Source organism: Nakamurella lactea DSM 19367 (assembly GCF_000426645.1).
Taxonomy (GTDB): Bacteria; Actinomycetota; Actinomycetes; order Mycobacteriales; family Nakamurellaceae; genus Nakamurella; species Nakamurella lactea.
The window spans coordinates 24,180-48,132 of sequence record NZ_AUFT01000019.1 but is presented as its reverse complement, the minus strand read 5'-3'; the positions used below and the strand labels follow the sequence as shown (position 1 = coordinate 48,132).

The window sequence follows — 23,953 nt, the reverse complement described above, 5'->3', positions numbered from 1 at the left end:
CGTCCCGGCGTAGCGTGCCTGTCCCGGCGTAGCGTGCCTGTCCCGGCGTAGCGTGCCTGTCCCGGCGTAGCGTGCCTGTCCCGCCTAAGCGGATCCGACCCATTCGTCGGTGCCGTCGGCGAAGATCTGCCGTTTCCACACCGGCAGGCGATGCTTGACCTGCTCCACCAGCTCGGCGCAGGCCTCGAACGCCTCCCGTCGGTGGGCGGCCGAAACCGCGGCCCCCAAAGCGATGTCGCCGACGGTGAGCAACCCGACCCGGTGCTGCACCGCCACCGCGATGACGTCGAACTTCTCGGCGATCTCGGCCGCGACCTCGGCGACCACCCGGTCCGCGGACGGATGCTGGTGGTACTCCAGATCACTGACCGACTGTCCGTGGTCGTGATCGCGGACCACGCCGGAGAAAGTGACCACGGCGCCGCCAGCGGCGTCGCCGACCGCCGTCGCCAGCGCGTCCACGTCCACCGCCGTTTCGCTGACGCCGGCCAGCGTCACCCGGCCCGTCATCCCGCGTCCCCGGCCGGCGACTGATCGGCGGGTCGGTGATCTCCACCGGCCAGCTGATCGAGAGCGTGATCGAGCACCTGGTCCAGCACCGCAAGCCCATCCCTGACCCCGCCGGTCGACCCCGGCAGGTTGACCACCAGGCATCGCCCGGCCACCCCGACCAGGCCGCGGGACAGCACCGCGGTCGGCACCCCGTTGTCGACGCCGCGCCGGCGCAAAGCGTCGGCCAGGCCGGGGATCTCGTAGTCGAGCACGGCGCTGGTCTGTCGCGGGGTACCGTCCGTCGGCGAGATCCCGGTGCCGCCCGAGGTGATCACCACCACCGCGTCGGTGACGGCAGTCCGCAACGCCGCACCGACCGGATCGCCGTCGGGCACCACCGTCGGCTCACCGACGGTGAAGCCCTTGGCCCGCAACCATTCCACGATGAGCGGCCCGGTCCGGTCGGGATACACCCCGGCCGCCGCGCGGGTGGATGCGACGAGCACCGCGGCCCGCCTCATCGGTCCGCCGGACGGGCCCAGTGGCCGGTCTTGCCACCGTCCTTGGACTCCACCCGCACCGCGTCCAGCACCGCCGCCGGATCGACGGCCTTGATCATGTCGTGCAGGGTCAACCCCGCTACGGCCACCGCGGTCAGCGCCTCCATCTCCACCCCGGTCCGATCCGTGGTCCGGACCGTCGCGGTGATCGCGATCGCGTCACCGACCGGCACCAGTTCCACCGACACCGCCGACAACGACAGCGGGTGGCACAACGGGATCAACTCCGAGGTGCGTTTGGCCGCCATGATCCCGGCGATCCGCGCGGTGGCCAGCGCATCGCCCTTCGGCAACGATCCGTCGGCGATCAGCGCGATCACCGCCGCCGTGGTGCGCACCACCCCGGTCGCCACCGCCACCCGCGCCGTCACCTCCTTGCCGGACACGTCGACCATCCGGGCCGCGCCGGAGGCGTCGACATGCGTCAGCCCGGTCCCCGGACCGGACGCACCGGGGGTCGACACGTCAGCTCTCTACGACCGAATACAGAGCCGATTCCTTCGCCCCACCACCGGTTCTCGGACCACCGCCGGCCGCCGAGACAATGGCCCTGGCCACTGCCGGCACCACCTTCTCGTCGAACACGCTGGGCACGATGTACGAGGAATTCAGCTGATCCGGCGCCACCACATCGGCCAGCGCCTCGGCGGCCGCCAGCAGCATCTGGTCGGTGATCTCGGTCGCCTGCCCGTCGAGCAGGCCGCGGAACACCGCGGGGAAGGCCAGCACGTTGTTGATCTGGTTCGGGAAGTCGGACCGGCCGGTGGCGACCACCGCGGCGTACCGCTGGGCCTCGATCGGGTCGATCTCCGGGTCCGGATTGGCCAGCGCGAAGACGATCGCGTCCGAATTCATGGTGGCCACGTTCTCGGCCTTGAGGATGTTCGGCGCGCTGACGCCGATGAAGACGTCGGCGCCGACCACCGCGTCGGCCAGCTTTCCCGTCATCCCCGTAGCGTTGGTGAGACCGGCGATGTCGACCAGGTTCGGGTCCATGCCCGGCCGACTCGGGTGCACGATGCCGTCGATGTCGACTGCGATGATGTTCTTCGGGTTGCTGTGCCCGAGCAGCCGGATGATCGCGCTGCCGGCCGCGCCGACCCCGGACACCACGATGGTGACCTCGGACATCTGCTTGCCGACCACCCGCAGCGCGTTGCGCAGCGCCGCGGTGGCCACGATCGCGGTGCCGTGCTGGTCGTCGTGGAACACCGGGATGTCAAGCTTTTCCCGCAGCCTGGCCTCGATCTCGAAGCACCGCGGTGCCGAGATGTCCTCCAGGTTGATCCCGCCGTACACGGGCGCCAGCACCTCGACGGTCCGGATGATCTCCTCGGTGTCGGTGGTGTCCAGGCACACCGGCCAGGCGTCGACGTTGGCGAACTTCTTGAACAGCGCGGCCTTTCCCTCCATCACCGGCAGCGCGGCGGCCGGCCCGATGTTGCCGAGGCCGAGTACAGCGGTGCCGTCGGTGACGACTGCGATGGTGTTCCGCTTGATCGTCAGCCGGCGGGCGTCATCGGGGTTCTTGGCGATCGCCTGGCAGACCCGGGCGACGCCCGGGGTGTAGGCGCGGGACAGGTCGTCCCGGGTGCGTAGCGGGACCTTGCTGGTGACCTCGATCTTGCCGCCGAGGTGCACCAGGAAGGTGCGGTCGGAGACCTTGCGGACGTCGACCCCGGGCAAGGCGTCGACGGCATCGGTGATCTTTTCGGCGTGCTCCTCCGACTGCGCATTGCAGGAAAGGTCCACCACCATCTGCCCGGCGGCGGACTCGACCACGTCGAAACCGGTGATCACCCCGCCGGCCCGGCCGACTGCGCCGGTGAGATCGCCGGCGGTGGTCGCCGACGGAGGTGCGGAGATCCGCATGGTGATCGAATATCCGGGGCCGGGAACGGCCATCGCCGGTCACTTCCTTCCTGGTGTGGTGCCGACCCGCCGCGGCTGTTGCCGCCGCACAGATCGCCGCTCGAGCCTAAACCGTGCCGGCCGACGGATCTGCCGACGCCGGGCCGGGTCGGTCGACCGGCCCCGGAATCCGGCCGTCGGCGGCGTCGTCGCTGGTGTCCTGGTCGGTCCCGCCGGCCAGGTCCCCGCACTCGATCTCGGTGGCAGCGTTCACCCCGAGGTAGCGCCCGGCGCCGCTGTCCGGCCCGCCCCTGGCCAACGCCTGGAGCACCCCGGCCAGGTGATCGGCGCCGATCAGTACCGGGTGACCCGGCCGACCACCGAAGACCGCCCTGGCCAGCGCCGTCCGCGGCTGCCGCCCGGCGGCGGCCAGCACCCGCCCGGTGACCGCGGCGGTCAGGTCCGGCAGATCCACCAGGGTGACGACAACCGCGTCGACCTCCGCCGGGACGCTCTGCAATCCGATCCGCAGACTGGAGGCCATGCCGGTCGGATGGTCCGGGTTGACGACCACGGCGACCTCGGCGGGCAACAACGACGCCACCCGGTCCGCCTGCGCGCCGATCACCACGATCCGCAGGTCGCAGGGTGCGAGGGTGTCAAGGGCCCGCAGTACCCAGGGTCCGCGACCGGTGTCGGCCAGTGCCTTGGGCATTCCGAACCGACGACCGGAGCCGGCCGCAAGCAGGATGCCGGCGGTCCGGCAGCTCGCCGTCAGCGGTTGATCACCGTGTTCGGGTGCCGATACGGGAGCTCTTGGGGGTCCCTGGGGAACTCGATGTCGCCGAACGGCGACAGCGATCCCTGCCGGTCGGTGGTGAACTCGGTCATCACGTGCTCGCCCTCGTCGACCACCGGCCACGTCGGGTCGACGCCTTTGCCGCGCTTGCCGGACACTCTGCCTCCCGCATCTACCGTGGTCGCGCCCTCGACCGGACGGAACTTCGCCGAGCCTATCGTGACCCGGCCGCCGCGGGGCGACAGCAGCTCCCGCGGGTCGCTAGCGTGGAGGCGATGCCTCCCGCACCCTCGATTCTCGCCTGGCTGCGCTCGCGCGACGACGAGCAGCTGACGGCGCTGCTGCGCGCCCGGCCGGACCTGGCGGTGCCGGCGCCGTCCGACCTGTCGGTGCTGGCCCGGCGGCTGGACAATCCGACCTCGGTGTTCCGGGCGTTGGAGGGGCTGACGGCGTTCTCGGTGACGGTGCTCGCGGCGCTGCTGGTGGCGCGCGCCCCGTTCGCGCCGGTGCACCGGACGAAGGTCGGCGAGCTGATGGGTCCCGACGCCGATCCGGCGGCGACCGACGCGGCGCTCGACGCGCTCGAGTTGCTCGGCCTGGTCCGATCGGACGACGACGGCGCGCTGACCGCGCCGATGCAGCTGCAGGACGCCCTCGGGCCGTACCCGGCAGGACTGGGGCCGGCCACCGGATTGGATCCCGAGGCGGTTGCCGCCGCGCTGGCCGCCATCGACCAGCAGCAGCGCGGGGTGCTGGAGATCCTCGACCGGTCCTCGCCGCGCGGCTATTGCCCGCCGACAGCACCGGCGGCGGTGCCGGTATCGAAGCTGGTGACGGCCGGACTGCTGATCCGGGTGGATGCCTCCACCGTCGAGCTGCCGATGGAGGTCGGCCTGGCGCTGCGTGGTGACCGGCCGATGGGCGTCATTCCGTCACCCCCGCCGTTGCCGACGAAGCCCGCGGACCCGCGCCGGATCGACGGGACCGCCGCCGGCCAGGGGCTGGCCGCGGTCCAGCTGATGAACCGGTTGGTGACCGAGCTGGGCGGTTCGCCGGCGCCAGCGCTCAAGGCCGGCGGCATCGGCATTCGGGAGGTGCGGCGACTGGCCAAACTGTTCGGCATCGAGGAGCACCGGATCGCGCTCGGTCTTGAACTGCTGGCCGCCGCCGGCATCATCACCAGCGACGAGACCCGGACGGGTCGGGGCACCGGCTGGCAGCCGACAGTGGCGGCCGACGAGTTCGCCGCCGCCGCTGACGAGGTCGCCTGGTTGCAGCTCGCCGAGCTGTGGCTGGATCTGCGCCGGGATCCGTCCAGGGTGGGCCAGCGCGACGAGGCGGCCAGGACCCTGAACGTGCTCTCGCCGGAGCTGTCCTGGCTGCGCGGGCCGGGCGATCGCCGGTTCGTGCTCGCCGCGCTCGCCGACCTGCCGGCCGGCACCGGCGTCGGCGGCGACCAGCTGGCCGCCTACCTGGCCTGGCGGGGTCCGATGCGAGCGGCGGAACGCCGTGCGGCACTGCAGGAATCGACGATGACGGAAGGTACCTGGCTGGGTCTGGTTGCCTTCGACGGCATCACCACCGCGGCCCGCGCCCTGCTGGCCGGCGACTCCGACGCAGCGCAGGCGGCGATGGCCGATGCGCTGCCGGAACCGGTGGATCAGGTGCTCGTGCAGGCCGATCTGACGGTGGTCGCGCCCGGCCGGCTCGACCCGGCGCTGGCCGCCCGGCTCGAACAGGTCGCGGTGGTCGAGTCCAGCGGCACCGCAACGGTGTACCGGGTGACCCCGCAGAGCGTGCGAGCGGCACTGGACACCGGCCACGCCGCCGCCGACCTGCACGAGTTGTTCGCCCGGCATTCGGCCACCGAAGTCCCGCAGGCGTTGAGCTACCTGATCGACGACACGGCCCGCCGGCACGGGGTGCTGCGGATCGGCGAGGCCGGTACCTATCTGCGCAGCGACGATCCGGCGGCACTGGCCGACGCGGTGAGCGCGGCGCAGGCCGCCGGGTTCACCCTTCGGCTGATCGCGCCGACCGTCGCCATCTCGGTGGTGTCACCGACCGATCTGGTGGAGGCGTTGGGCGACAACGGGATCGCGCTGACGGCCGAGGATGCCGGTGGCTCCGTGGTGGCCCTGACGCCGCGCCGCAGACGCACCGGGCGGCCGCTGGTGACGCACCAGCGGTGGCGCGAGCCACCCGTGCCGTCGGAGCAGCAGTTGCGGTCGCTGGCCGAGCGGATGCGCGAGGCGGACGGCGCCGCTGTGCGGGCCGGCGGCAGCCGGCAGAGCGCCACCGAGGCGATGTCCACGCTGCGGACCGCGGCCGCCGACCACCGGTCGGTGTGGATCGGCTACGTCGATTCCGAGGGTTCGACGTCGCGCCGGGTGATCGAGCCGGTCGTGGTCGCCGGAGGCCAGGTGGTCGCCTTCGACCGCCTCCGCGGCTCGATGAGAAGCTTTGCCCTGCACCGGATCACCGATGCCCGGATCGATCCCCAGATTCCGCCGAGCGAGCATACCGGGCTCGCTGCCGGCGATCCGCTGACGACGGTCGCCGACGAAGACTGAGCCCAGTGATGGACAGGCGAGCCGCCGGACTGTTGGTCGTGGTGGTGGGGCTGCTCGCCGCGGTGGTCGTCCCGGCCGTGGGCGGCCGGGGCATACCTGGCGTGGCCCAGCCGGTTCCGGTGCCCGGACCACCGGCGATCGGTGCCTGCGTCGGGCTGCCGTTCGACACCACCTTTGACCGGTTCGGCGCCGACTCGACCGACGACCGATATCCGGAATTGGGCCTGGGCGAGTGCGACCAGGCGCATGTCGGCGAAGTGGTATCCGTGATCGCCCAGCCACTGCCGACAAAGGTGACCGGCACCCCGGATGGCGGCAGTGACGTCGAGGACAGGAACTCCACGGCGTGCTACCTGGCGACCGGAAGTTTCCTCGGGACGCTTGACCCGGCCGGCAAAGCGGGCCCGGCCCTGTTCGGATACTGGGGATGGGTTGCGTCCCCAGGATCCGTGCCGTTGATGCCGACCGCTCGGCAACAGGCCGCCGGAGCGAAATGGTTGGCCTGCGTCACGTATTTGGTGGACCAACCACTCATCGGCGGAGAGTCGCTCGTTCACTATCAGGGAACACTGCGGGACGCCTTGTCCACCGGGGTCGGTCGTGACTACCTTGGCTACTGCCCGACCGAGGCCGATTGGAACCGGGCGAGCTCGTTCAGTTGCGCGAGGCCGCACCACGGAGAGGTCTTCGGCTACACCAGCGTGTCCCAGGAGGTCGCGCGGACAACCTTGACCGCGAGCTGCGCGAAGCTGGTCGAGCGGGTGACGAAGAACCCTGATCTGGTCCGCGACAACCAATTTGTCGTCAGCATCCAGGCAAACCTGACCGGCCAGGCCATCACGGGTGCGACGATCCCCAGCGGTTCCACCGTGCAGTGCGGCGTACTGGCCAACGACGGGCGGATGGTGCAGGGCAGCCTGATCGCGATCGGAACCGACCCGATCCCCTGGGCCTGATCAGCAACCCACCCCGAGGTAGCGCAAGTTTCACCTGACACGCAGCGACACGCCCGCCAACCGGTCAACTTTGCGCTACCTCCGGGGTGCTAATTCCACAACGTTCCTGCCGGAGGGGGCTGGCGGTACAGGTCCACCCAGTCGGCGATCACCAGGTTCTGGAACGCGAAAGTGCGGTGCCGGTAGGGCAGATCGGGATGCAACTCGGCCAGCTCAACGGTCAGGCCGAGTATGTCGGGCACATCGTCGATCGGCACATCAGCGCCTGCCATCACCGCGTCCCAGTCGAGGTCCTGTGACGCACCGTCCCGGTCGACGACGAACCCGATCGTCTCCGCGGCGTGATCATGAATCCGGTCGAGCAGGTCGTGGACGACCCGATCCAGGTCTCGCACACCATCGAGAAGGAACTCGTGTAAGACGCCACCCGCCGACCGCCGTCTGATTCCGTAGTGGACATTCCCCGACCCACCGTCCAGCCACCAGTCCGTGTGCAGGTCGTCAATCTCGCCCTCGAGCGCCATCGCCGCCAGCAAGCCGCTGCGATCCATCCGGACCTGACCGCTCAGAGTCAATTTGCTGATGACTCCAGTACTAGGGCTGACCAGCGTCCACCCGGCAGCCTCAAGCGCTTCGACCAGATCGACCGCTGCGGCCGCTGACCACTGGGATTGATACCAGTAGACGAATCTGTACGACATGGGCGTCTCCCGATCTAGCTGAACACGTGGACATGGTCGGCGCCGAGCACCTTTGCCGCCTCATCCAACAGGATCTGTGGCGAGCCCTTTTCGAAGTAGGCGCGGGCGGGCACCCCGGCTTCATCCGCGACCTCCTTGAGAACCTCCAGGTTTTCGATTGTGTCCTTGAGAGATCTCGCCTTCGCAGGGCCGCCCACCGCGATGTAGGAACCGTCACCGCCAATGACGTCGACGTCCGTCTCTCGGCCGCTCTTCCCCTTGATCAGCGTGCCCGGCCTACCCGGCTCGGTGCTCATCACCCGACCGTGCGTCAGCTCCGCCACCCGCACCTCTCGCTGGTAACCGACGGCCAACCGGTGACTGGTCCCTTTCGCGGCCTTGGCCGCCGCCCTAGCATCGGCGGCGGCCTTCAGCCGAGCCTCGCGAGCTGCCCGAGAGGCCGCCTTCGATGCCTCGATCGCCTCCTTGCTGACCTTCGCCACCCGGCCGCCGGGGACCAGCATCATGGCCACACCGGCGATGCAGTCGTCCACCGGGCCGCCGAAACAGTCGCCCACCCCGGCCAGATCGGCGAACAGACTGCCGGCCATCGCGAAGCCCTCACCGATGGCGGCCCAGCCGCCCGGCAACGGGCTGGCCGGGTACCCCGCCATCGGCCACTTCTCCAGGACCTGAGTCATGATCGCCGGATCCGCCACGGCAGAGTCGGCGATGGCGGTGCAGTACATCTCGATGTCCGGATCGGTGTTCCCGAACGCGGTGGTGCCCTGCTCGTAACTGCAGGCAGCCACGATCCGGCGATGCAGGTCGGCCGGGGAACCAGCGATCGGATCGACCGGGTCCGCGCCGGCCGATCCACCGCCGGACGGTCCGTCACTGGGGATCGACGCGAAGGTGTGCCCGCCGCGTAGCGCTGAGCCCAACCGATCGGCGTAACCGGTGCTGGTGCCCGCGGCGATCTTCAGCCCGGCGGCCAGCATCGTCAGCCGGGACGGTTCGGCCCCCGCGGCAACCGCCGGCCGGGCCGCGCCGGTGGACGTACCCGGGCCGGGCGCCGGCGCCAGCGACGCCGCCCGATCGATCACGCGGCAGCAAGCCCGCTGCGCCTGGTCATGGCGCCACCGCACGGCGATTGCCCGCTCCTGCAACGCTTCCAGCCCGCGCTGCGCCTCCATCAGCGCGGGTTCCGGGGTCCGGTCCGAAGCCGGCCGGGTCCGCTGAGTCGTCATCCACGGACCCTGATCCAGCACCGCCTGATCGGCCGCGGCCAGCGCCGCCAGCCGACCCAGTTCTCCCTGGCAGTCCTCGAGCTCGGCGGCGAAGACCGTCAGCGCCACGCCGACCTGGCTCCAGGCGTCGGCGACCATCGTCAGCTGCGGCGACAGCACCGTCCGCAACCGATCCGCATGCAGGGCACCTTCGTCACCGATGAACTCGGCGTCCGACACCACTGCCATCGCACCCACCGCGGTCGCCGCAACCCTCGCCGCGACCGCGAACGTCTGCCAACACCTCGCCGAAGCCCGAATCGCGGACGGCACGCCACCGAGGACGAACCGTCGGGCATCGAGCCCGACGACCGCCGGCCCGTTCGTCCTGCTGCCCATTCGCCGAACGATGGCAGGTTTCCCGGACTCGCCCGATGGTTTTCCACAACGTGCAGGTCACCGGGTCGGTGTGCGGCGGCACTGCCGATGACGGAGACTGATACGAATGAGCGAGGGCGCGCTGCTTCCCGAATGGTCATCAGGGCCGCCCACCGGGGGTCCGGTGACCGATCGACGAGCGGTTGGGGTGTTGCTCATCGTGCTGGGGCTGCTGGCCGCGGTGATCGTTCCGAACGTCATCGGTCGGGGCATTCCGGGGTCGGCCCAGCCCGTTGCGGTACCCGCGGCACCGTCGATCGGCGACTGCGTCGGGCAGCCGTTCGACGTGCAGTGGAACTGGGTGACCGACTCGGCGGCCTACCACTATCCGGACCTGAGCCTGGGCGGGTGCGAACTGGCGCACTACGGCGAAGTGGTTTCGGTGATCACCCATCCGACACCGGTGAAGATGACCGACAGTTCCGAGGGCGGGCTGACCGTCGACGACCAGAATTACCAATCCTGCAACGATGGCGCAGGGCCATTCATCGGACTGCCGGATGCAGCCGGTCGGCCGCCATCGACCCTGTTCGGCTATTGGTGGCTGACCATCTTCGTGGGCTTCGCGCCGCTGGCACCGACCGCCCAACAGCGAGCCGCCGGAGCGCAATGGTTGGCCTGCACCGTGTATTTGACCGACCGGGACACGGACGGAGAGTCGCTCGTTCGCTATCGGGGCACCCTGCACGATGCGGTATCAACCGGGGTCGGCCGCGACTACCTCGGCTATTGCCCGGCTGAAGCCGACTGGACTCAGGCGACTTCGGCCAGTTGTACGAACGCGCACCACGGAGAGGTTTTCGGCTACGCGATGGTGACCGAGGACGTGGCGCGGGCCACCCTGGTGTCGAGTTGCGCGAAGTTGGCCGAGCAGGTGACGAAGAATCCTGATCTCTTCGGTGACGGCCGGCTGGTCGTCAGCGTCCAGGCCATCGACAACAACGGCCAGACCATCAAGGGTGCGACGATCCCGCAGGATTCCACCCCGCAGTGCGGCGTCCTGGCCGCCGGCGGCCGAGAGCTGACGGGCAGCCTGATCGCGATCGGCTCGGACCCGATCCCGTGGGCCTGACCAGCTTTCGGTGTCCCACGGAGCTGTCGTCGAAACGGTTCAGCCGGTCATCGGCCCGACCGCAACCAGGCTCACGACAGCCTCGCCGGCCTCGTCACTGGCCGCCAGGTCGATGTCGGCGACGATGCCCCAGTCCCGGTCGCCCTCCGGGTCGTCGAAGGCCTGCCGGACCCGCCACTGGCCCGATTGCTTGGCGATGGTGATCATGCCGGCGCTGCGGGCATCCGGGCCGACGCCGAGATCGGGGTACTCGTCGAAGTACTCGTCCATCGCCTCGGCCCACCGGGTCGCAGTCCAGCCGGCGGCGGAGTCCAACTCCCCCAACGCGTCCCAGGCGCCCCGGGCGGCCAGCTCCACCCGCCGGAACATGGCGTTGCGCACCAGGATCGTGAAACCCCGCTCGTTGGCGGTGATCCCGCGGGCGGCCGTCGGCGGCCGCAGCTGCCCGTCGACCAACACGGCGTCATCCGGGTGGGCCAGCGCCTCCCACTCGTCCAGCAGGCTGGAATCGATGCCGCGCACCAGTTCTCCCAGCCAGTTGATCAGGTCGTCGACCTCTTCGGTGCGGGCCGCCGCCGGTACCGTGCGGCGCATGGTGCGATACGCGTCGGCCAGGTAGCGCAGCAGCACGCCCTCGGACCGGGACAGGCCGTAGAACGACACGTACTCGTTGAAGGTCATCGCCCGCTCGTACAGGTCCCGGACGATCGACTTGGGTTCCGGCTGGAACTCGGCGATCCACGGATGGCCGGCCCGGTACGACCCGTACGCCACCTCGATCAGGTCTTCCAGCGGCTTCGGGTAGTCGATCTGATCGAGCAGCTCCATTCGCTCCTCGTACTCGATGCCGTCGGCCTTCATCGACGCGACCGCCTCGCCGCGGGCGTGGAAGCGCTGCGCGTTCAGCACCGTTCCCGGACCTTCCAGCGTCGCCTCGAACAACGACACCACGTCCAGCGGATAGCTCTCGTTCTCCCGATCCAGAATGTCGATCGCCGCCATCGCCAGCGGTGAGAGCGGCTGGTCGAGCGCGAAATCCGGTGGCAGATCGACGGTCAGCGCAAACCGGCGACCCAGCTCGTCGACCTCGGGCAACCGCACGACGACGCCGGCCGAGAGCAGAGCCTTACCGATGGCGATGGCCCGCAACAGGTGTCGCAGCTGACGTTCCCGCGGCTCGTGCGAGTCCTCGATCAGCGCCCGGGTGGCAGCTACCGCGTCGCCCGGCCGGGACAACAGCGCCAGCATCACCGAGTGGCTGATCTTCAGGTGCGAGCGCAACTGCTCCGGCTCGGCCGCGACCAACCGGTCGAAGGTGCTCTCCGACCAGTTGACGAACCCCTCAGGGGCCTTGCGCCGCACCACCTTTCGCCGCTTGGCGGCGTCGTCACCGGCCTTCTTCACGGCCTTGGCATTCTCGATCTCGTGCTCGGGCGCGAGCACTACGACGTCACCGGAGGTGTCGAAGCCGGCCCGGCCGGCCCGGCCGGCGATCTGGTGGAACTCACGAGCAGACAGCAGCCGGGTGCGCCGGCCGTCGTACTTCGACAGCGAGGTGAGCAGCACCGTGCGGATCGGCACATTGATGCCGACGCCGAGGGTGTCGGTCCCGCAGATCACCTTGAGCAGACCGGACTGCGCGAGCTTCTCCACCAGGCGCCGGTACTTGGGCAGCATCCCGGCGTGGTGCACGCCGATGCCGTGCCGGATCAGCCTGGACAGCGTCTTGCCGAAGCCGGAGGAGAAGCGGAAATCGCCGATCAGCTCGGCGATCTTGTCCCGGTCCTCGCGGCTCGCGACGTTGATGCTGGACAGCGCCTGCGCCCGTTCCAATGCCGCAGCCTGGGTGAAATGGACGATATAGACGGGCGCCCGCCCGGTGAACAGCAACTCCTCCAGGGTTTCCTGCAGCGCCCGGATCTCGTAGCTGAAGTGCAGTGGGACCGGCCTTTCCACCCCGTCCAGGACCGCGACCTCGCGACCGGAGCGGGCCAGCAGGTCCTCGGCGAAGAACGAGACGTCGCCCAGCGTCGCCGACATCAACACGAACTGCGTCCGCGGCAGCTGCAGCAACGGCACCTGCCAGGCCCAGCCCCGTTGCGGGTCGCCGTAGTAGTGGAACTCGTCGAGCACCGCGACGCCGACCTCGGCCTGGTCACCGGGTTCGGCGCCGCCGCGCAGCGCCACCCCGGCCAGGATCTCCGCCGTGCAGCAGATGATCGGCGCCTGCGCGTTGACCGACGAGTCGCCGGTCACCATCCCGACGTTGTCGGTACCGAAGATCTCCACCAGTTCGAAGAACTTCTCGCTGACGAGGGCCTTGATCGGCGCGGTGTAGTAGGCCCGCTTACCGGTCGCCATGGCGCTGAACAGCGCAGCGGTGGCGATCAGGCTCTTGCCGGAACCCGTTGGGGTGGCGGCGATCACGTGCGAGCCGGCGACGATCTCCAGCAGCGCCACCTCCTGATGGCTGTACAGCGGGCGGCCCGACGCGGCCGCCCACTCGGCGAAGACGTCCAGCAACTGGCCCTCGTCGAGATCGCCCGGGGCGCCGAGCCGGTCGATCAGTCGGTCGGTCATCGGGAGCTCGCACTGCGGTCGCGCGCCGCATCCGGGAGGCGGCCGGTCGACCCGCCGTTGGCGATGATCAGCTGACCTTCGCGAAGCAGTACAGCACCTTGCGCTTCGGGAACTCGTACGGCGAGGTGTTCTTCGCGCACTTGCTGACGTCGGCGGTACTGGTGCTGGCGTAGGCGACCTTGCTGTCGCCGGCTTTCGCCTCGGCACACGGGATCTTCTCGTAGTCGCCGTTCGCGGCGCCGGCGGTCCGGAAACAATCGCCCTGCTTCAGGGTGGGCAGCAGGCACAGGGTCTTGCCGGTGAGTCCACCCTTGATCCCCGACCAGTTCGCCTCGTTCTTGTCGCAGGCGGACTTGCTGGTGCCGATCACGGTGATCCGGTAGACGGCCGTGGGGTCACTGCAGGCGACGCCGGCCTCGTTCAGATCGACCTGGGTCGCGTTCTCGATGTGGACGCAGTCCCCGACCTTGACCTTCACCGCAGCGGCTGCGGTGGTCACCCGGGTCGTCGACACCTCGGTCGTCGATGCCGCTGCGGTCGACTCCTCCGTCGTCGATGCCGCCGTGGTCGACTCCTCCGCCGTCGACTCGGCCGCCGTCGACTGCTCGGTGGTCGATTCCGCGGTTGTCGATTCGGCGGTGGTCGATGCTGCCGTGGTGTCGACGGTCCCGGCGTCGGCGCTGGACGGCGGGACCGGCGGCGTCATCGATGCGGTGCTCGTCGGGCCGCCGTCAGCGGTGTTGTCGGACTTGTTCGCCACCACCACCCAGGTGACGACCCCCGCGACGACCAGCACCAGCACCACACCCAGCGCGACCCACAGGTTCGTCCGCCGGCGCGGCGGTTCGCCGCCGGGACCGGCCGGCGGCCAGCCGCCCGGACCGGGCGGAGGCCCCGGTGGCTGCCAGCCGAACTGCCCCGGTCCGCCCGGGTAGCCCTGTGTCGGCTGGCCCCCGCCGGCAGCTTCCGGCTGCCAGCCGAATGACGGTTGTCCCGGTTGCTGTCCGTACCCCGGACCGCCCGGACCTGCCTGGTTCCAGCTCCCGGGGTCGCCCTGACCCGGCTGCCCGCCCTGGTTCCAGCCCGGTCCGTCGCTCCGGCCCTGCTGGCCGCCCTGCCATGAGCCCTGGTTCGGGTCGTACGGATTCGTCATTCCTCGTCCTTCCGCCCTTGTTCCGGACCCCCGACGAGGCCGACTGTTGCGTTCGAGGGTATCGGTCGCAGCCGGCCGTCACCCGCGACGGCCGCGCCCGCGCTCGACCCGTGGATCAGGACTTCGCGGCAGCGAAGCAGTAGACGACGTTGCGTTTGGGCAGGTCCAGCGCGAGCTGATCCTCCGAGCACTTGCTCGCATCGGAACTGTTGGTGTCCAGCAACACGAGCTTGACGTCGTCGGCCGTGGCAGTGGCGCAGTCGATGATCTCCATATCGCCGTTCGCGGCGCTGGTGCCGACCTTTGCGCAGTCGCCCTCCTGCATGTTCGGACGCATGCACACCACGGTGTCCCCCTCGGTGTAACTGGTTTCGTTCTCTTCGCAGTCGATCTTCTTGCCGGTCTCGGTGACGATATAGCCGGCCTTGGGGTCGCCGCAGTCGATCTGCTCGGTCTTGGCGTTGGTGGCGCTGGCCTCGATCACGTTGATGCAGGCCCCGACCGCCGCGTTCTTGGTGTCGTTCTTCTGCGACTGCCAGACGAAGAAACCGACGACGGCGACGGCGATCACCACCGCGACCGCAATGATGATGTTCCGGTTCTTGTTCTTGGCCGGCGGGGTCGGAGGTGCCGGCTGGAACCCCGGCGGCACCCCCTGCTGGAACCCGGGCTGATCCGGCTGGAAGCCGGGCTGTGCCTGCTGGTAGTTGGGCTGGTAACCGCCGGAACCGGGGCCGGTGGAGCCGGCGCTGCCGTACGGATCCGCGGGCTGCCGGCTCTTGTCCAGCGACGGCGCCTGCGCATTCGGATCGGCATCCGGGCCGGCCGGGGTCTGCGCTGCCGGCGGCGCCTGAGGCACCTGCGGTGTCTGTGGTGACGACCCGTCCGCCGGATCGTAGGGACGCTGCGGGTCCTGTGGTGTCGACATGGGAGACCTCCGATAGGTGTCGATCGTGCTCAGCTGCGGCCTGGATCACCGACCACTGGAGTGCTGGTCATGGGGCGTTGCCGGGGGGCATTTCGGTTGCATGCCGGCCCACCGTCCGCGGCAGACCCTATCGGCTGATTCGTGGCGCGATGGCCGTTCGAGCAGGTTCATGGGTGTGATCTGGTGCTCGTCAGCCCTGTTCCGGCGCCTCGACGGCGCCGATCCTGGCGCCTTGCCGGCCAGGCCGGGCACTGGGAATGGGCGTTGTCGGCGTCTCGTTGGACAATGGGTGTCCCACCCGGGAACGCGAGAAAGGATCTGCCAGTGACCGACGGCCCGTTGATCGTCCAATCCGACAAGACCGTCCTGCTGGAGATCGCCCACGCCGACGCGCCCGCCGCCAGGGCGGCGATCGCCCCGTTCGCCGAACTCGAACGCTCCCCCGAGCACATCCACACCTACCGGATCACCCCGCTGGCGCTGTGGAACGCCCGCGCTGCCGGGCACGATGCCGAGCAGGTGGTGGACGCGTTGGTCCGCTGGTCGCGCTTCCCGGTGCCGCAGGCGTTGTTGGTCGACGTGGTCGACACCATGGCGCGTTACGGCCGGCTGGTCTTGCGGACCCACCCGGCCCACGGATTGATCATGCACAGCACCGACCGGGCCGTGCTCGAAGAGATCCTGCGGCACAAGAAGGTCGCCCCGATGCTGGGCCAGCGGATCGACGACGACACGGTGATCGTGCATCCCTCCGAGCGGGGCCGGCTCAAGCAGATCCTGCTCAAGGTCGGCTGGCCGGCCGAGGACGAGGCCGGCTACGTCGACGGCAAGGCCCACCCGATCACCCTGCACACCGACGGCTGGGAGCTGCGGCCGTACCAGTCCGAGGCGGTGGCCGGCTTCTGGCAGGGCGGGTCCGGAGTCGTGGTGCTGCCCTGCGGCGCCGGCAAGACCATCGTCGGCGCCGCGGCCATGGCCGAGGCCGCCGCCACCACGCTGATCCTGGTCACCAACACCGTCGCCGGCCGGCAGTGGAAACGCGAGCTGATCGCCCGTACCTCGCTCACCGAGGACGAGATCGGTGAGTACTCCGGCGAGCGCAAGGAGATCAGGCCGGTCACCATCGCCACCTACCAGGTGATGACCAGGCGGACGAAGGGCGTGTACGCCCACCTCGATCTGTTCGATTCGCACGACTGGGGACTGGTGATCTACGACGAGGTGCACCTGCTGCCCGCTCCGGTCTTCAGGATGACGGCGGACCTGCAGTCCCGGCGCCGTTTGGGGCTGACGGCAACCCTGGTCCGTGAGGACGGCCGCGAGGGTGACGTCTTCTCGCTGATCGGGCCGAAGCGGTACGACGCTCCGTGGAAGGACATCGAGACCCAGGGCTGGATCGCGCCGGCCGACTGCATCGAGGTGCGGGTGACACCGACCGAGTCCGAACGACTGAACTACGCCACCGCCGAGCCGGACGAGCGGTACCGGCTCGCCTCCACCCTGCGGACGAAACTGCCTGTGGTGCAATCGATCCTGGATCGTCATCCCGGCGAGCCGGCGCTGGTGATCGGCGCCTACCTCGACCAGCTCGACGAGCTGGGCGAGGCGCTCGACGCGCCGATCATCCAGGGCTCGACGAAGACGGCGGAGCGCGAACGGCTGTATGACGCCTTCCGGGCCGGCGAGATCCCGACGCTGGTGGTGTCCAAGGTGGCGAACTTCTCCATCGACCTACCGGAAGCCTCGGTGGCGGTGCAGGTGTCCGGCACCTTCGGGTCCCGCCAGGAGGAGGCGCAGCGGCTCGGCCGGCTGTTGCGGCCGAAGGCAGACGGGAAACAGGCGCACTTCTACTCGGTCGTCACCCGCGACACCGTCGACACCGACTACGCCGCGCACCGGCAGCGGTTCCTGGCCGAACAGGGATACGCCTACCGGATCATCGACGCCGACGATCTGCTCGGCCCCGCCATCGGCGAAGCCGCCGAGTGAGCCGGATCCGGGCCGCCACACCGGAGGACGCCGCCGCCATCGCCGGCATCTACCGGTACTACGTGGAGAACACGGTGATCTCGTTCGAGGAGACTGCCCCGGACGCCGATCAGCTGGCGGCCCGGATGCTCGCCGAGCCGCGGCTGCCGTGGCTGGTGGTCGAGATCGACGGCGCCGTTGCCGGCTATGCCTACGCATCGCGTCATCGGGCCCGCGATGCCTACCGGTGGGCGGCGGACTGTTCGATCTACCTGTCGCCGGGCATCCAGCGGGGCGGCTGGGGACGGCGGCTGTACACCGAACTGGTCGACCTCCTGCGCACGCTCAACTACACGGCGGCGTTCGCCGGCGTGACGCTGCCGAATCCCGCCTCCGAACGGCTGCACGAGGTCATGGGATTTCAGCCGGTCGGGGTCTATCGCGGCGTCGGTTACAAGGCGGCCCGCTGGTGGGATGTCGGTTGGTGGCAACTGGATCTGTCGCCGGAACGGCCGGCACGGCCGGCCGCACCGTTGGCCTGGCAGCCGTCGACTGACCACCAGCCGACTCACACACCGTCGACGTAGTCCTTCGCCTCCCGCAGGCCACATCCGGTGTGTTCGCGGACCAGCTTGATCGCCGCGATCTGCTCGCCCTGCGACTTCAACAACAGCACCTGCGCCGCAATGTCCGGCGGGACGGCGGGGACTCCTTGCGTCTTCGTCTGCGGCACGGCCGGCGCTGCCGCCGGCGAGGTCATCCGGTCGACGATGGCCTTCGCGGCGGCCAGCCCGAGTCCGGGGGTGCCGCTGCGCAGGGTCGCGATCGCCTGCACCTTCTGCCCCGACTCGGCCAGCGAGCGCACCTGCGCCATCAGGGTCGGATCGAGCAGCAGCTGGGTCGGATCGACCCGGCCGACTGCGGTCCGCCTGGCCAGCACCACCACCAGCACCACCAGCAGGACAGCGACAACGACCCACAACCAGGCATCCACGACTACGCAGTCTAGGGCGCACAGTAGGTTGGTCTGGTGCGCCGATCCCGCCCAGCAGTCGCCGCGCTGATCATCACCGGCGGGTTGTTGACGAGCGCCTGCACATCCACCGCGACGCCCGACGGCCCGACCCCCGGCACCGCGGTCGCCACCTCGGGATCGGGCGGCCGGACCCCGGCACCGACGACGGCACCATCGGTGGTCCCGGTGACCGTTGACGGCATGCTGACCGGCCCCGGCGTCGACGATGCCTCCATCTCGCTCGGTCTGCTGGTCGACCCGGCCACAGACCGCGGCTTCACCGCGGGCGTGAATCTCTGGCGGGACACGGTGAACAACACCGGCGGGATCTGCAACCGCACCATCCAGATCGCCGGGCCGGACCCGTCGACCGCGGCCACTCTCGACGAGTCGTACGAGAACCTGGGCCGCAGCACGCTCGGTCTGATCACCCTCGAGCCGGGTGCCAAGGGGTTGAGCCTGGCCAGCCGGATCCGGGCCGACGGCGTCCAGGCGTTCACCCCCGAGGGCCTCTCCGAGCAACTCGCCTGGCCGTCGCCGGTGGTGCTCGGCGCGACCGACGACATCCTGGCGATCAACGCCGCCGCGTACCTGCTGTCGGCGAAGGTGCTGACCGCCGGCAGCACCCTCGGCGTGCTGGTCGACGATTCGGCCAGGGCGACCGACGCGCTGACCGGCCTCGCCTGGTGGGCCAAGACCAACGGCGTGACGCTCCGGGTCCTGAGGAGCGGAGACGCTGTGCCGCAAGACATTCCGGCAGTCTTCGCGGCGACGACCCCGGAGCAGGTGGCCACCCTGCTCACCGCAACAGCACCGGGGGCATCTCCCGGTTCGGCCGTGGCCAGCGGCGCATCATCGGCCGCCGGCACCGGTACGGCGGGATCGGCGATCTCCGAGCCGGCGACGGAATCCGGAACCGCCGGCTCCGAGCCCGCCACCAGCGGCGGCACCGCCGACGACGGCGCGGCGACCGGGCCGATCGTCGTCACCACGCTCGACGGCTACCTGCCCGCCGGAATGCCGGCCGGACAGTGGAACCGGTTGCTGGTCGCCACCGTCACCCCATCCTCCGGCGCCGACCATCCGGGCGTGCTGGCCGTCGACACCGCTTTCGCCGACGCCGGCGGCACCGATCCCGGCCCACGGATGCTGGAGGGGTACGCAACCGGTGAGGCCTGGTCCCGGCTGTTGGAGCCGATGTGCGCCGCGAAGAAGCTCACCAGGGCGTCGGCCGCCGAGGTGCTGAAGGGCCTGGCACCGGCGTCACCGGATTCGCTGTTCGGACCGACCAACCCGGCCGCGCAAGTCACCGCCGGTCAGGCAGCGAGCCGGGTCTCGGCCATCTCCCGGGCCGACCCCGGCCTGTCCACCGGCCTCAAGTCCGTCACCTTGTTGGAATCCGCGCCGGGCATCGCCGATTACCGCCCCGGCTGACTATGACCGACCGGCGCCGGCCGTCCAGGCGGCGGCGACCGCGCTGGTCACCGCCGGCACCACCCGCGGGTCGAAGGGGTCCGGCACGATCCGGTCCGCGGCCAGTTCGTCGCGCACCACGTCGGCGATGGCCAGCGCGGCGGCGATCTTCATCGGCTCGGTGATCGCCGTCGCGCCGACGTCAAGGGCTCCGCGGAACACTCCCGGGAAGGCCAGCACATTGTTGATCTGATTCGGGAAGTCGCTGCGCCCGGTGGCCACCACCGCCGCCCGGCGGGCCGCCGCTCTCGGGTCGATCTCGGGGTTCGGGTTGGACAGCGCGAAGACGATCGGCTCCGGGTTCATCGTGGCGATGGATTCCGGGTCGATGGTCCCGCCGGACAGTCCGATGAAGCAATCGGTACCGGCCAGCACCTCCTCGGTGGTGCCGGAGACGTTGCCGGAGTTGGTGAACGCGAGCAGTTCCTGCTTGGAGCTGTGCAGGTCGGTGCGACCGGAATGGATCGCGCCCCTGCTGTCGGTGACGATGATGTCACTGACCCCGGCGGCGTGCAGCATCTTCGCGCAGGCGACGCCGGCGGCGCCGGCGCCGGCGATCACCACCCGCAGATCACCGTCCGCCCGCCCGGTGACGATCCGGGCGTTGCGCAGCGCCGCGGTCACCACGATGGCCGTGCCGTGCTGGTCGTCGTGCATCACCGGGATGTCCAACGCAGCGATGACCCGTCGCTCGATCTCGAAGCACCGTGGCGCCGCGATGTCCTCGAGGTTGATACCGCCGAAGCTGGGCGCCATCGCGATCACCGCGTCGACGATCCGGTCGGTGTCGGTGGTGTCGAGGACGATCGGGAACGCGTCGAGGCCACCGAACTGCTTGAACAGGCAGGCTTTTCCCTCCATCACCGGTAGCGACGCGGACGGCCCGATGTTGCCGAGCCCGAGCACCGCGGTGCCGTCGCTGATCACCGCGATGGTGCGGGTCGCTGCTGTGTACCTGGCCTTGTCGGCGGGATTGCTGACCAGGTGCTCGCAGACCTCGGCCACCCCCGGGGTGTAGACCTTCGACAGATCGTCGCGGTCGCGGATCGGCTGCTTGAGCTCGACCGAGATCTTCCCGCCTTCGTGCAGATCGAAGATCGGCCGCAGGTGGGGCAGGATGGCCGCCGGGTGCGGCCGGGACGAGGTCGGCGCTGGTGTCGGGTCAGTTCCCGCCGAAACTCCAGGCGGCGAAACAGGATCGGTCATCAGGACTCCAAGATCGGCGCGAATCGCGGACATCGAGCGAGTGTTGCTGCTTCGGTGCCGCCCGGCGTCTGGGGATTGCCCGAACCGTGAACATGGCACCGGTGGCTGGTGCGCCACCGATGTCGCAATCATCCCACATCCGGTTCGGGCGTGTTGCTCCGCGGTGGCGGCCGGGCGGGTCGCGGTCGGCCGGGCGGGATCAGTCGCGGCGGGCCGGTCGGGTCGCGGCGGGCCGGGCGGGCCGGGCGGGCTCAGTCGCGGTGGAACTCAGCCTGCCAGTAGCGGCTTCCGTCATCGTCGGCCACCTGGTCGAGGCGAACCTGCCGCAGCCCCCCGGCGCCGAAAGCCTCGACCTGCTCCCGGCTCAGCAACCACGGTGGTCCCGACCCGTCGTCATCGGGGCCGGGCTCGACCTGGATGGCGAGCAGCGTTCCCGACGGGGCGACCAACTCCCCGACCGCGGCGGTGGCCGCTGCGCGGACGGCCGGCGGCATCGCCTGCACGGTGTAGATCTCCACCACGAGGTCGAAGGAGCGGTGCCATTTCGGCGGCAGCTGGAAGAGGTCGGCGACCGCGTAGTTCACCGACGAATCCGGGTAGCGCCGGGTCGCGGTGCGGATCGCGGTCGGTGACAGATCGAACCCGGTGGTCTGAAATCCGCGTGCGGCCAGGAACTCGGCGTCGGCCCCGAGCCCGCATCCCACCACCACCGCGGACTCGGGTCCGGCCGCTGACTCCGCCGGCCTGGAGTTCACCCATCGCTCGAGCAGTGGCATCGGTGCCGACCGGTCCCAGGCCATCGTTACTTCGCCCGATTCGCCTGCGGCATAGAGGATTTCGAACCAACCGGTCGGATCGCCGCGTCCGACGGACTCATTGGCCAGTCGGTCGGCCTCGGATTGCCAGCGTCGTTGTTCAGTGGGCATCCGACTACCGTAGCCAGATTCAGCTGAGGCGCGGCCAGTGGCCCGTTTCGACCCAGAATCGGGCACATCCCGGCACTGGCCGGAGCTGAACTGAATCTCCGGTCCCACCGGACGCGAAACGGCCCGCCACCTCGAAAGGTGACGGGCCGTTCGTTGGTGCAAGGCAGGCTTCGTCAGAAGTCCATATCCGACTGACTTCCTCCTCACCTTCCGCTTCGGCCGGACCTCGCTCCGCTCGGTCCAACCTCCGCTTCAGGCTTCGTCAGAAGTCCATGCCGCCCATGCCGCCGTCGCCACCGGGCATGGCCGGAGCGGCCTTTTCCGGCTTGTCGGCGACAACCACCTCGGTGGTCAGGAACAGCGCGGCGATCGACGCGGCGTTCTGCAGCGCCGAGCGAGTCACCTTGGCCGGATCCGGAACACCGGCGGCCAGCAGATCCTCGTACACGCCGGTAGCGGCGTTCAGGCCGTGCCCGGCGGGCAGACCCTTCACCTTGTCGGCGACGACGCCACCCTCGAGACCGGCGTTGATCGCGATCTGCTTGAGCGGAGCCTCGACGGCAACCCGGACGATGTTGAGGCCGGTGGCCTCGTCACCCTCGAGCTTGAGGTTCGCCAGCGCCTTGGTGGCGGCCTGCAGCAGCCCGACACCACCGCCGGCGACGATGCCCTCTTCGACCGCAGCCTTGGCATTGCGCACGGCATCTTCGATGCGGTGCTTGCGCTCCTTCAGCTCGACCTCGGTGGCGGCACCGGCCTTGATCACCGCAACGCCGCCGGCCAGCTTGGCCAGCCGCTCCTGCAGCTTCTCGCGGTCGTAGTCGGAATCCGACTTCTCGATCTCGGCGCGGATCTGGTTGACCCGTCCCTCGATCTGCGAGGCCTCGCCGGCACCGTCGACGATGGTGGTCTCGTCCTTGGTGACGACGACCTTGCGGGCGGTGCCCAGCAGCGAGATGTCAGCGCTCTCCAGCTTGAGCCCGACGTCCTCGCTGATCACCTGGCCACCGGTCAGGATCGCGATGTCCTGCAGCATGGCCTTGCGACGGTCACCGAAGCCGGGGGCCTTGACGGCGACCGACTTGAAGGTGCCCTTGATCTTGTTGACCACCAGGGTGGCCAGCGCTTCGCCCTCGACGTCCTCGGCGATGATCAGCAGCGGCTTGCCGGCCTGCATGATCTTCTCCAGGACCGGCAGCAGGTCCTTGATGGCCGAGATCTTGCTGCCGTAGAGCAGGATGTACGGATCGTCGAGAACCGCTTCCTGACGCTCAAGGTCGGTCGCGAAGTACAGCGACGTGTAGCCCTTGTCGAAGCGCATGCCCTCGGTGAGCTCGAGCTCGAGGCCGAAGGTGTTGCTCTCCTCGACGGTGATGACACCTTCCTTGCCGACCTTGTCCATCGCCTCGGCGATCAGCTCTCCGATCGCGGAGTCGCCACCGGCGGAGATGGTCGCGGTGGCCGCGATCTGCTCCTTGGTCTCGACATCCTTGGCGTCGGCAAGCAGTTGCTGCGCAACGGCTTCGGTGGCCTTCTCGATGCCCCGCTTGATGCCCATCGGGTTGGCGCCGGCGGCCACGTTGCGCAGGCCCTCGCGGACCATCGCCTGGGCGAGCACGGTGGCGGTGGTGGTGCCGTCACCCGCGACGTCGTCGGTCTTCTTGGCAACTTCCTTGACGAGCTCGGCGCCGATCTTCTCGTACGGATCCTCGAGCTCGATCTCCTTGGCGATCGACACACCATCGTTGGTGATGGTCGGCGCGCCCCACTTCTTTTCCAGCACGACGTTGCGGCCACGCGGCCCCAAGGTCACCTTGACGGCGTCGGCGAGGATGTTCATCCCGCGCTCGAGACCGCGGCGCGCTTCCTCATCGAAAGCGATCAGCTTCGACATAAGTAGGTCCAGTCCTCCAGTGTTCACCCGCGACGGAGGTCCGTGATCGGCTCCACCGTGGGCGGTTCAATTGGGTCTGGCCGGCACCGATGCCCGCGACGGACGGAGCATCCGGACGACGCCCATGGGGGCGGCTGCCGAGGTACTCCTCATCGCACCG

General features: G+C 69.6%; 21 protein-coding genes. 6 read left to right on the top strand and 15 right to left on the bottom strand.

The features are described from left to right. Positions 1 to 84 precede the first annotated feature (84 nt). The 6 genes from K340_RS0117885 to K340_RS0117860 all read right to left on the bottom strand — a co-directional run bounded on the left by K340_RS0117885 (position 85) and on the right by K340_RS0117860 (position 3,860). Positions 85 to 510: a molybdenum cofactor biosynthesis protein MoaE gene (locus tag K340_RS0117885; protein WP_029137710.1), complete on the bottom strand. Its 426-nt coding sequence runs from the start codon at positions 508 to 510 to the stop codon at positions 85 to 87. After that, positions 507 to 1,013, bottom strand: coding sequence for a MogA/MoaB family molybdenum cofactor biosynthesis protein (locus K340_RS31215; protein WP_051266740.1), 507 nt, complete (start codon positions 1,011 to 1,013; stop codon positions 507 to 509). The genes K340_RS0117885 and K340_RS31215 overlap by 4 nt, the downstream gene beginning before the upstream one ends. Further along, positions 1,010 to 1,447 (bottom strand): cyclic pyranopterin monophosphate synthase MoaC, encoded by a 438-nt coding sequence (gene moaC / locus K340_RS0117875; RefSeq protein WP_051266776.1) that lies wholly within the window; start codon positions 1,445 to 1,447, stop codon positions 1,010 to 1,012. The genes K340_RS31215 and moaC overlap by 4 nt, the downstream gene beginning before the upstream one ends. 70 nt (positions 1,448 to 1,517) lie before the next feature. After that, the gene (locus K340_RS0117870) at positions 1,518 to 2,957 is read right to left on the bottom strand and encodes an NAD-dependent malic enzyme (RefSeq protein WP_029137708.1); all 1,440 of its coding nucleotides are present in this window, start codon (positions 2,955 to 2,957) and stop codon (positions 1,518 to 1,520) included. Positions 2,958 to 3,030: 73 nt separating this feature from the next. Then, positions 3,031 to 3,651, bottom strand: coding sequence for a nucleotidyltransferase family protein (locus tag K340_RS31210; protein ID WP_281170743.1), 621 nt, complete (start codon positions 3,649 to 3,651; stop codon positions 3,031 to 3,033). Positions 3,652 to 3,677: 26 nt separating this feature from the next. Then, positions 3,678 to 3,860 carry a hypothetical protein gene (locus K340_RS0117860; RefSeq protein WP_029137795.1) on the bottom strand — a complete coding sequence of 61 codons (183 nt, stop codon included), beginning with the start codon at positions 3,858 to 3,860 and terminating at the stop codon, positions 3,678 to 3,680. A gap of 117 nt (positions 3,861 to 3,977) precedes the next feature. On the opposite strand from K340_RS0117860, the gene K340_RS31205 reads away from it, so the two are divergent. Together K340_RS31205 and K340_RS0117850 are read left to right on the top strand one after the other, a co-directional pair. After that, positions 3,978 to 6,275 (top strand): helicase-associated domain-containing protein, encoded by a 2,298-nt coding sequence (locus K340_RS31205; protein WP_154674340.1) that lies wholly within the window; start codon positions 3,978 to 3,980, stop codon positions 6,273 to 6,275. A 5-nt stretch (positions 6,276 to 6,280) separates the two neighbouring features. Continuing rightward, a complete protein-coding gene (locus K340_RS0117850) occupies positions 6,281 to 7,231 on the top strand; it encodes a septum formation family protein (protein WP_211229516.1) in 951 nt (316 codons plus the stop codon). A gap of 89 nt (positions 7,232 to 7,320) precedes the next feature. Here the strand turns inward: K340_RS0117850 and K340_RS0117845 are convergent, their stop codons facing one another. Both K340_RS0117845 and K340_RS34510 read right to left on the bottom strand, forming a co-directional pair. Next, positions 7,321 to 7,932 carry a hypothetical protein gene (locus K340_RS0117845; protein WP_154674339.1) on the bottom strand — a complete coding sequence of 204 codons (612 nt, stop codon included), beginning with the start codon at positions 7,930 to 7,932 and terminating at the stop codon, positions 7,321 to 7,323. A 14-nt stretch (positions 7,933 to 7,946) separates the two neighbouring features. Next, the gene (locus tag K340_RS34510) at positions 7,947 to 9,539 is read right to left on the bottom strand and encodes a hypothetical protein (RefSeq protein WP_029137705.1); all 1,593 of its coding nucleotides are present in this window, start codon (positions 9,537 to 9,539) and stop codon (positions 7,947 to 7,949) included. Between the two features lie 106 nt (positions 9,540 to 9,645). Here K340_RS34510 and K340_RS0117835 point away from each other — a divergent pair, with 106 nt between their 5' ends. Then, positions 9,646 to 10,650: a hypothetical protein gene (locus K340_RS0117835; protein WP_154674338.1), complete on the top strand. Its 1,005-nt coding sequence runs from the start codon at positions 9,646 to 9,648 to the stop codon at positions 10,648 to 10,650. A gap of 39 nt (positions 10,651 to 10,689) precedes the next feature. On the opposite strand, the gene K340_RS0117830 is transcribed toward K340_RS0117835, so the two are convergent. From K340_RS0117830 to K340_RS34500, 3 genes are all read right to left on the bottom strand, one after another. Continuing rightward, entirely contained in the window at positions 10,690 to 13,230 is a 2,541-nt protein-coding gene (locus K340_RS0117830) for a DEAD/DEAH box helicase (RefSeq protein WP_029137703.1), read from the bottom strand. 67 nt (positions 13,231 to 13,297) lie between these two features. Beyond that, a complete protein-coding gene (locus K340_RS34505; RefSeq protein ID WP_029137702.1) occupies positions 13,298 to 14,383 on the bottom strand; it encodes an LppU/SCO3897 family protein in 1,086 nt (361 codons plus the stop codon). Positions 14,384 to 14,498: 115 nt separating this feature from the next. Then, positions 14,499 to 15,311 carry an LppU/SCO3897 family protein gene (locus tag K340_RS34500; protein ID WP_051266737.1) on the bottom strand — a complete coding sequence of 271 codons (813 nt, stop codon included), beginning with the start codon at positions 15,309 to 15,311 and terminating at the stop codon, positions 14,499 to 14,501. A 324-nt stretch (positions 15,312 to 15,635) separates the two neighbouring features. On the opposite strand from K340_RS34500, the gene K340_RS0117815 reads away from it, so the two are divergent. Both K340_RS0117815 and K340_RS0117810 read left to right on the top strand, forming a co-directional pair. Then, entirely contained in the window at positions 15,636 to 17,300 is a 1,665-nt protein-coding gene (locus K340_RS0117815) for a DNA repair helicase XPB (RefSeq protein ID WP_029137701.1), read from the top strand. After that, positions 17,297 to 17,866, top strand: a complete 570-nt coding sequence (locus K340_RS0117810) for a GNAT family N-acetyltransferase (RefSeq protein ID WP_029137700.1) — start codon at positions 17,297 to 17,299, stop codon at positions 17,864 to 17,866. Before K340_RS0117815 ends, K340_RS0117810 begins: the two co-directional genes overlap by 4 nt. Here the strand turns inward: K340_RS0117810 and K340_RS31185 are convergent. Beyond that, positions 17,848 to 18,273, bottom strand: coding sequence for a ribosomal protein L7/L12 (locus K340_RS31185; RefSeq protein WP_037365461.1), 426 nt, complete (start codon positions 18,271 to 18,273; stop codon positions 17,848 to 17,850). The genes K340_RS0117810 and K340_RS31185 overlap by 19 nt on opposite strands. A gap of 36 nt (positions 18,274 to 18,309) precedes the next feature. Between K340_RS31185 and K340_RS0117795 the strand changes: the two genes are divergently transcribed. Beyond that, the gene (locus tag K340_RS0117795; protein ID WP_154674337.1) at positions 18,310 to 19,728 is read left to right on the top strand and encodes a hypothetical protein; all 1,419 of its coding nucleotides are present in this window, start codon (positions 18,310 to 18,312) and stop codon (positions 19,726 to 19,728) included. Here the strand turns inward: K340_RS0117795 and K340_RS31180 are convergent, their stop codons facing one another. The 3 genes from K340_RS31180 to groL all read right to left on the bottom strand — a co-directional run bounded on the left by K340_RS31180 (position 19,729) and on the right by groL (position 23,793). Next, a complete protein-coding gene (locus K340_RS31180) occupies positions 19,729 to 20,973 on the bottom strand; it encodes an NAD(P)-dependent malic enzyme (RefSeq protein ID WP_084614639.1) in 1,245 nt (414 codons plus the stop codon). 251 nt (positions 20,974 to 21,224) lie between these two features. Further along, positions 21,225 to 21,899 carry a class I SAM-dependent methyltransferase gene (locus K340_RS0117785; protein ID WP_029137697.1) on the bottom strand — a complete coding sequence of 225 codons (675 nt, stop codon included), beginning with the start codon at positions 21,897 to 21,899 and terminating at the stop codon, positions 21,225 to 21,227. A 262-nt stretch (positions 21,900 to 22,161) separates the two neighbouring features. After that, positions 22,162 to 23,793 carry a chaperonin GroEL gene (groL, locus tag K340_RS0117780; protein WP_029137696.1) on the bottom strand — a complete coding sequence of 544 codons (1,632 nt, stop codon included), beginning with the start codon at positions 23,791 to 23,793 and terminating at the stop codon, positions 22,162 to 22,164. Between the last annotated feature and the right edge of the window lie 160 nt (positions 23,794 to 23,953).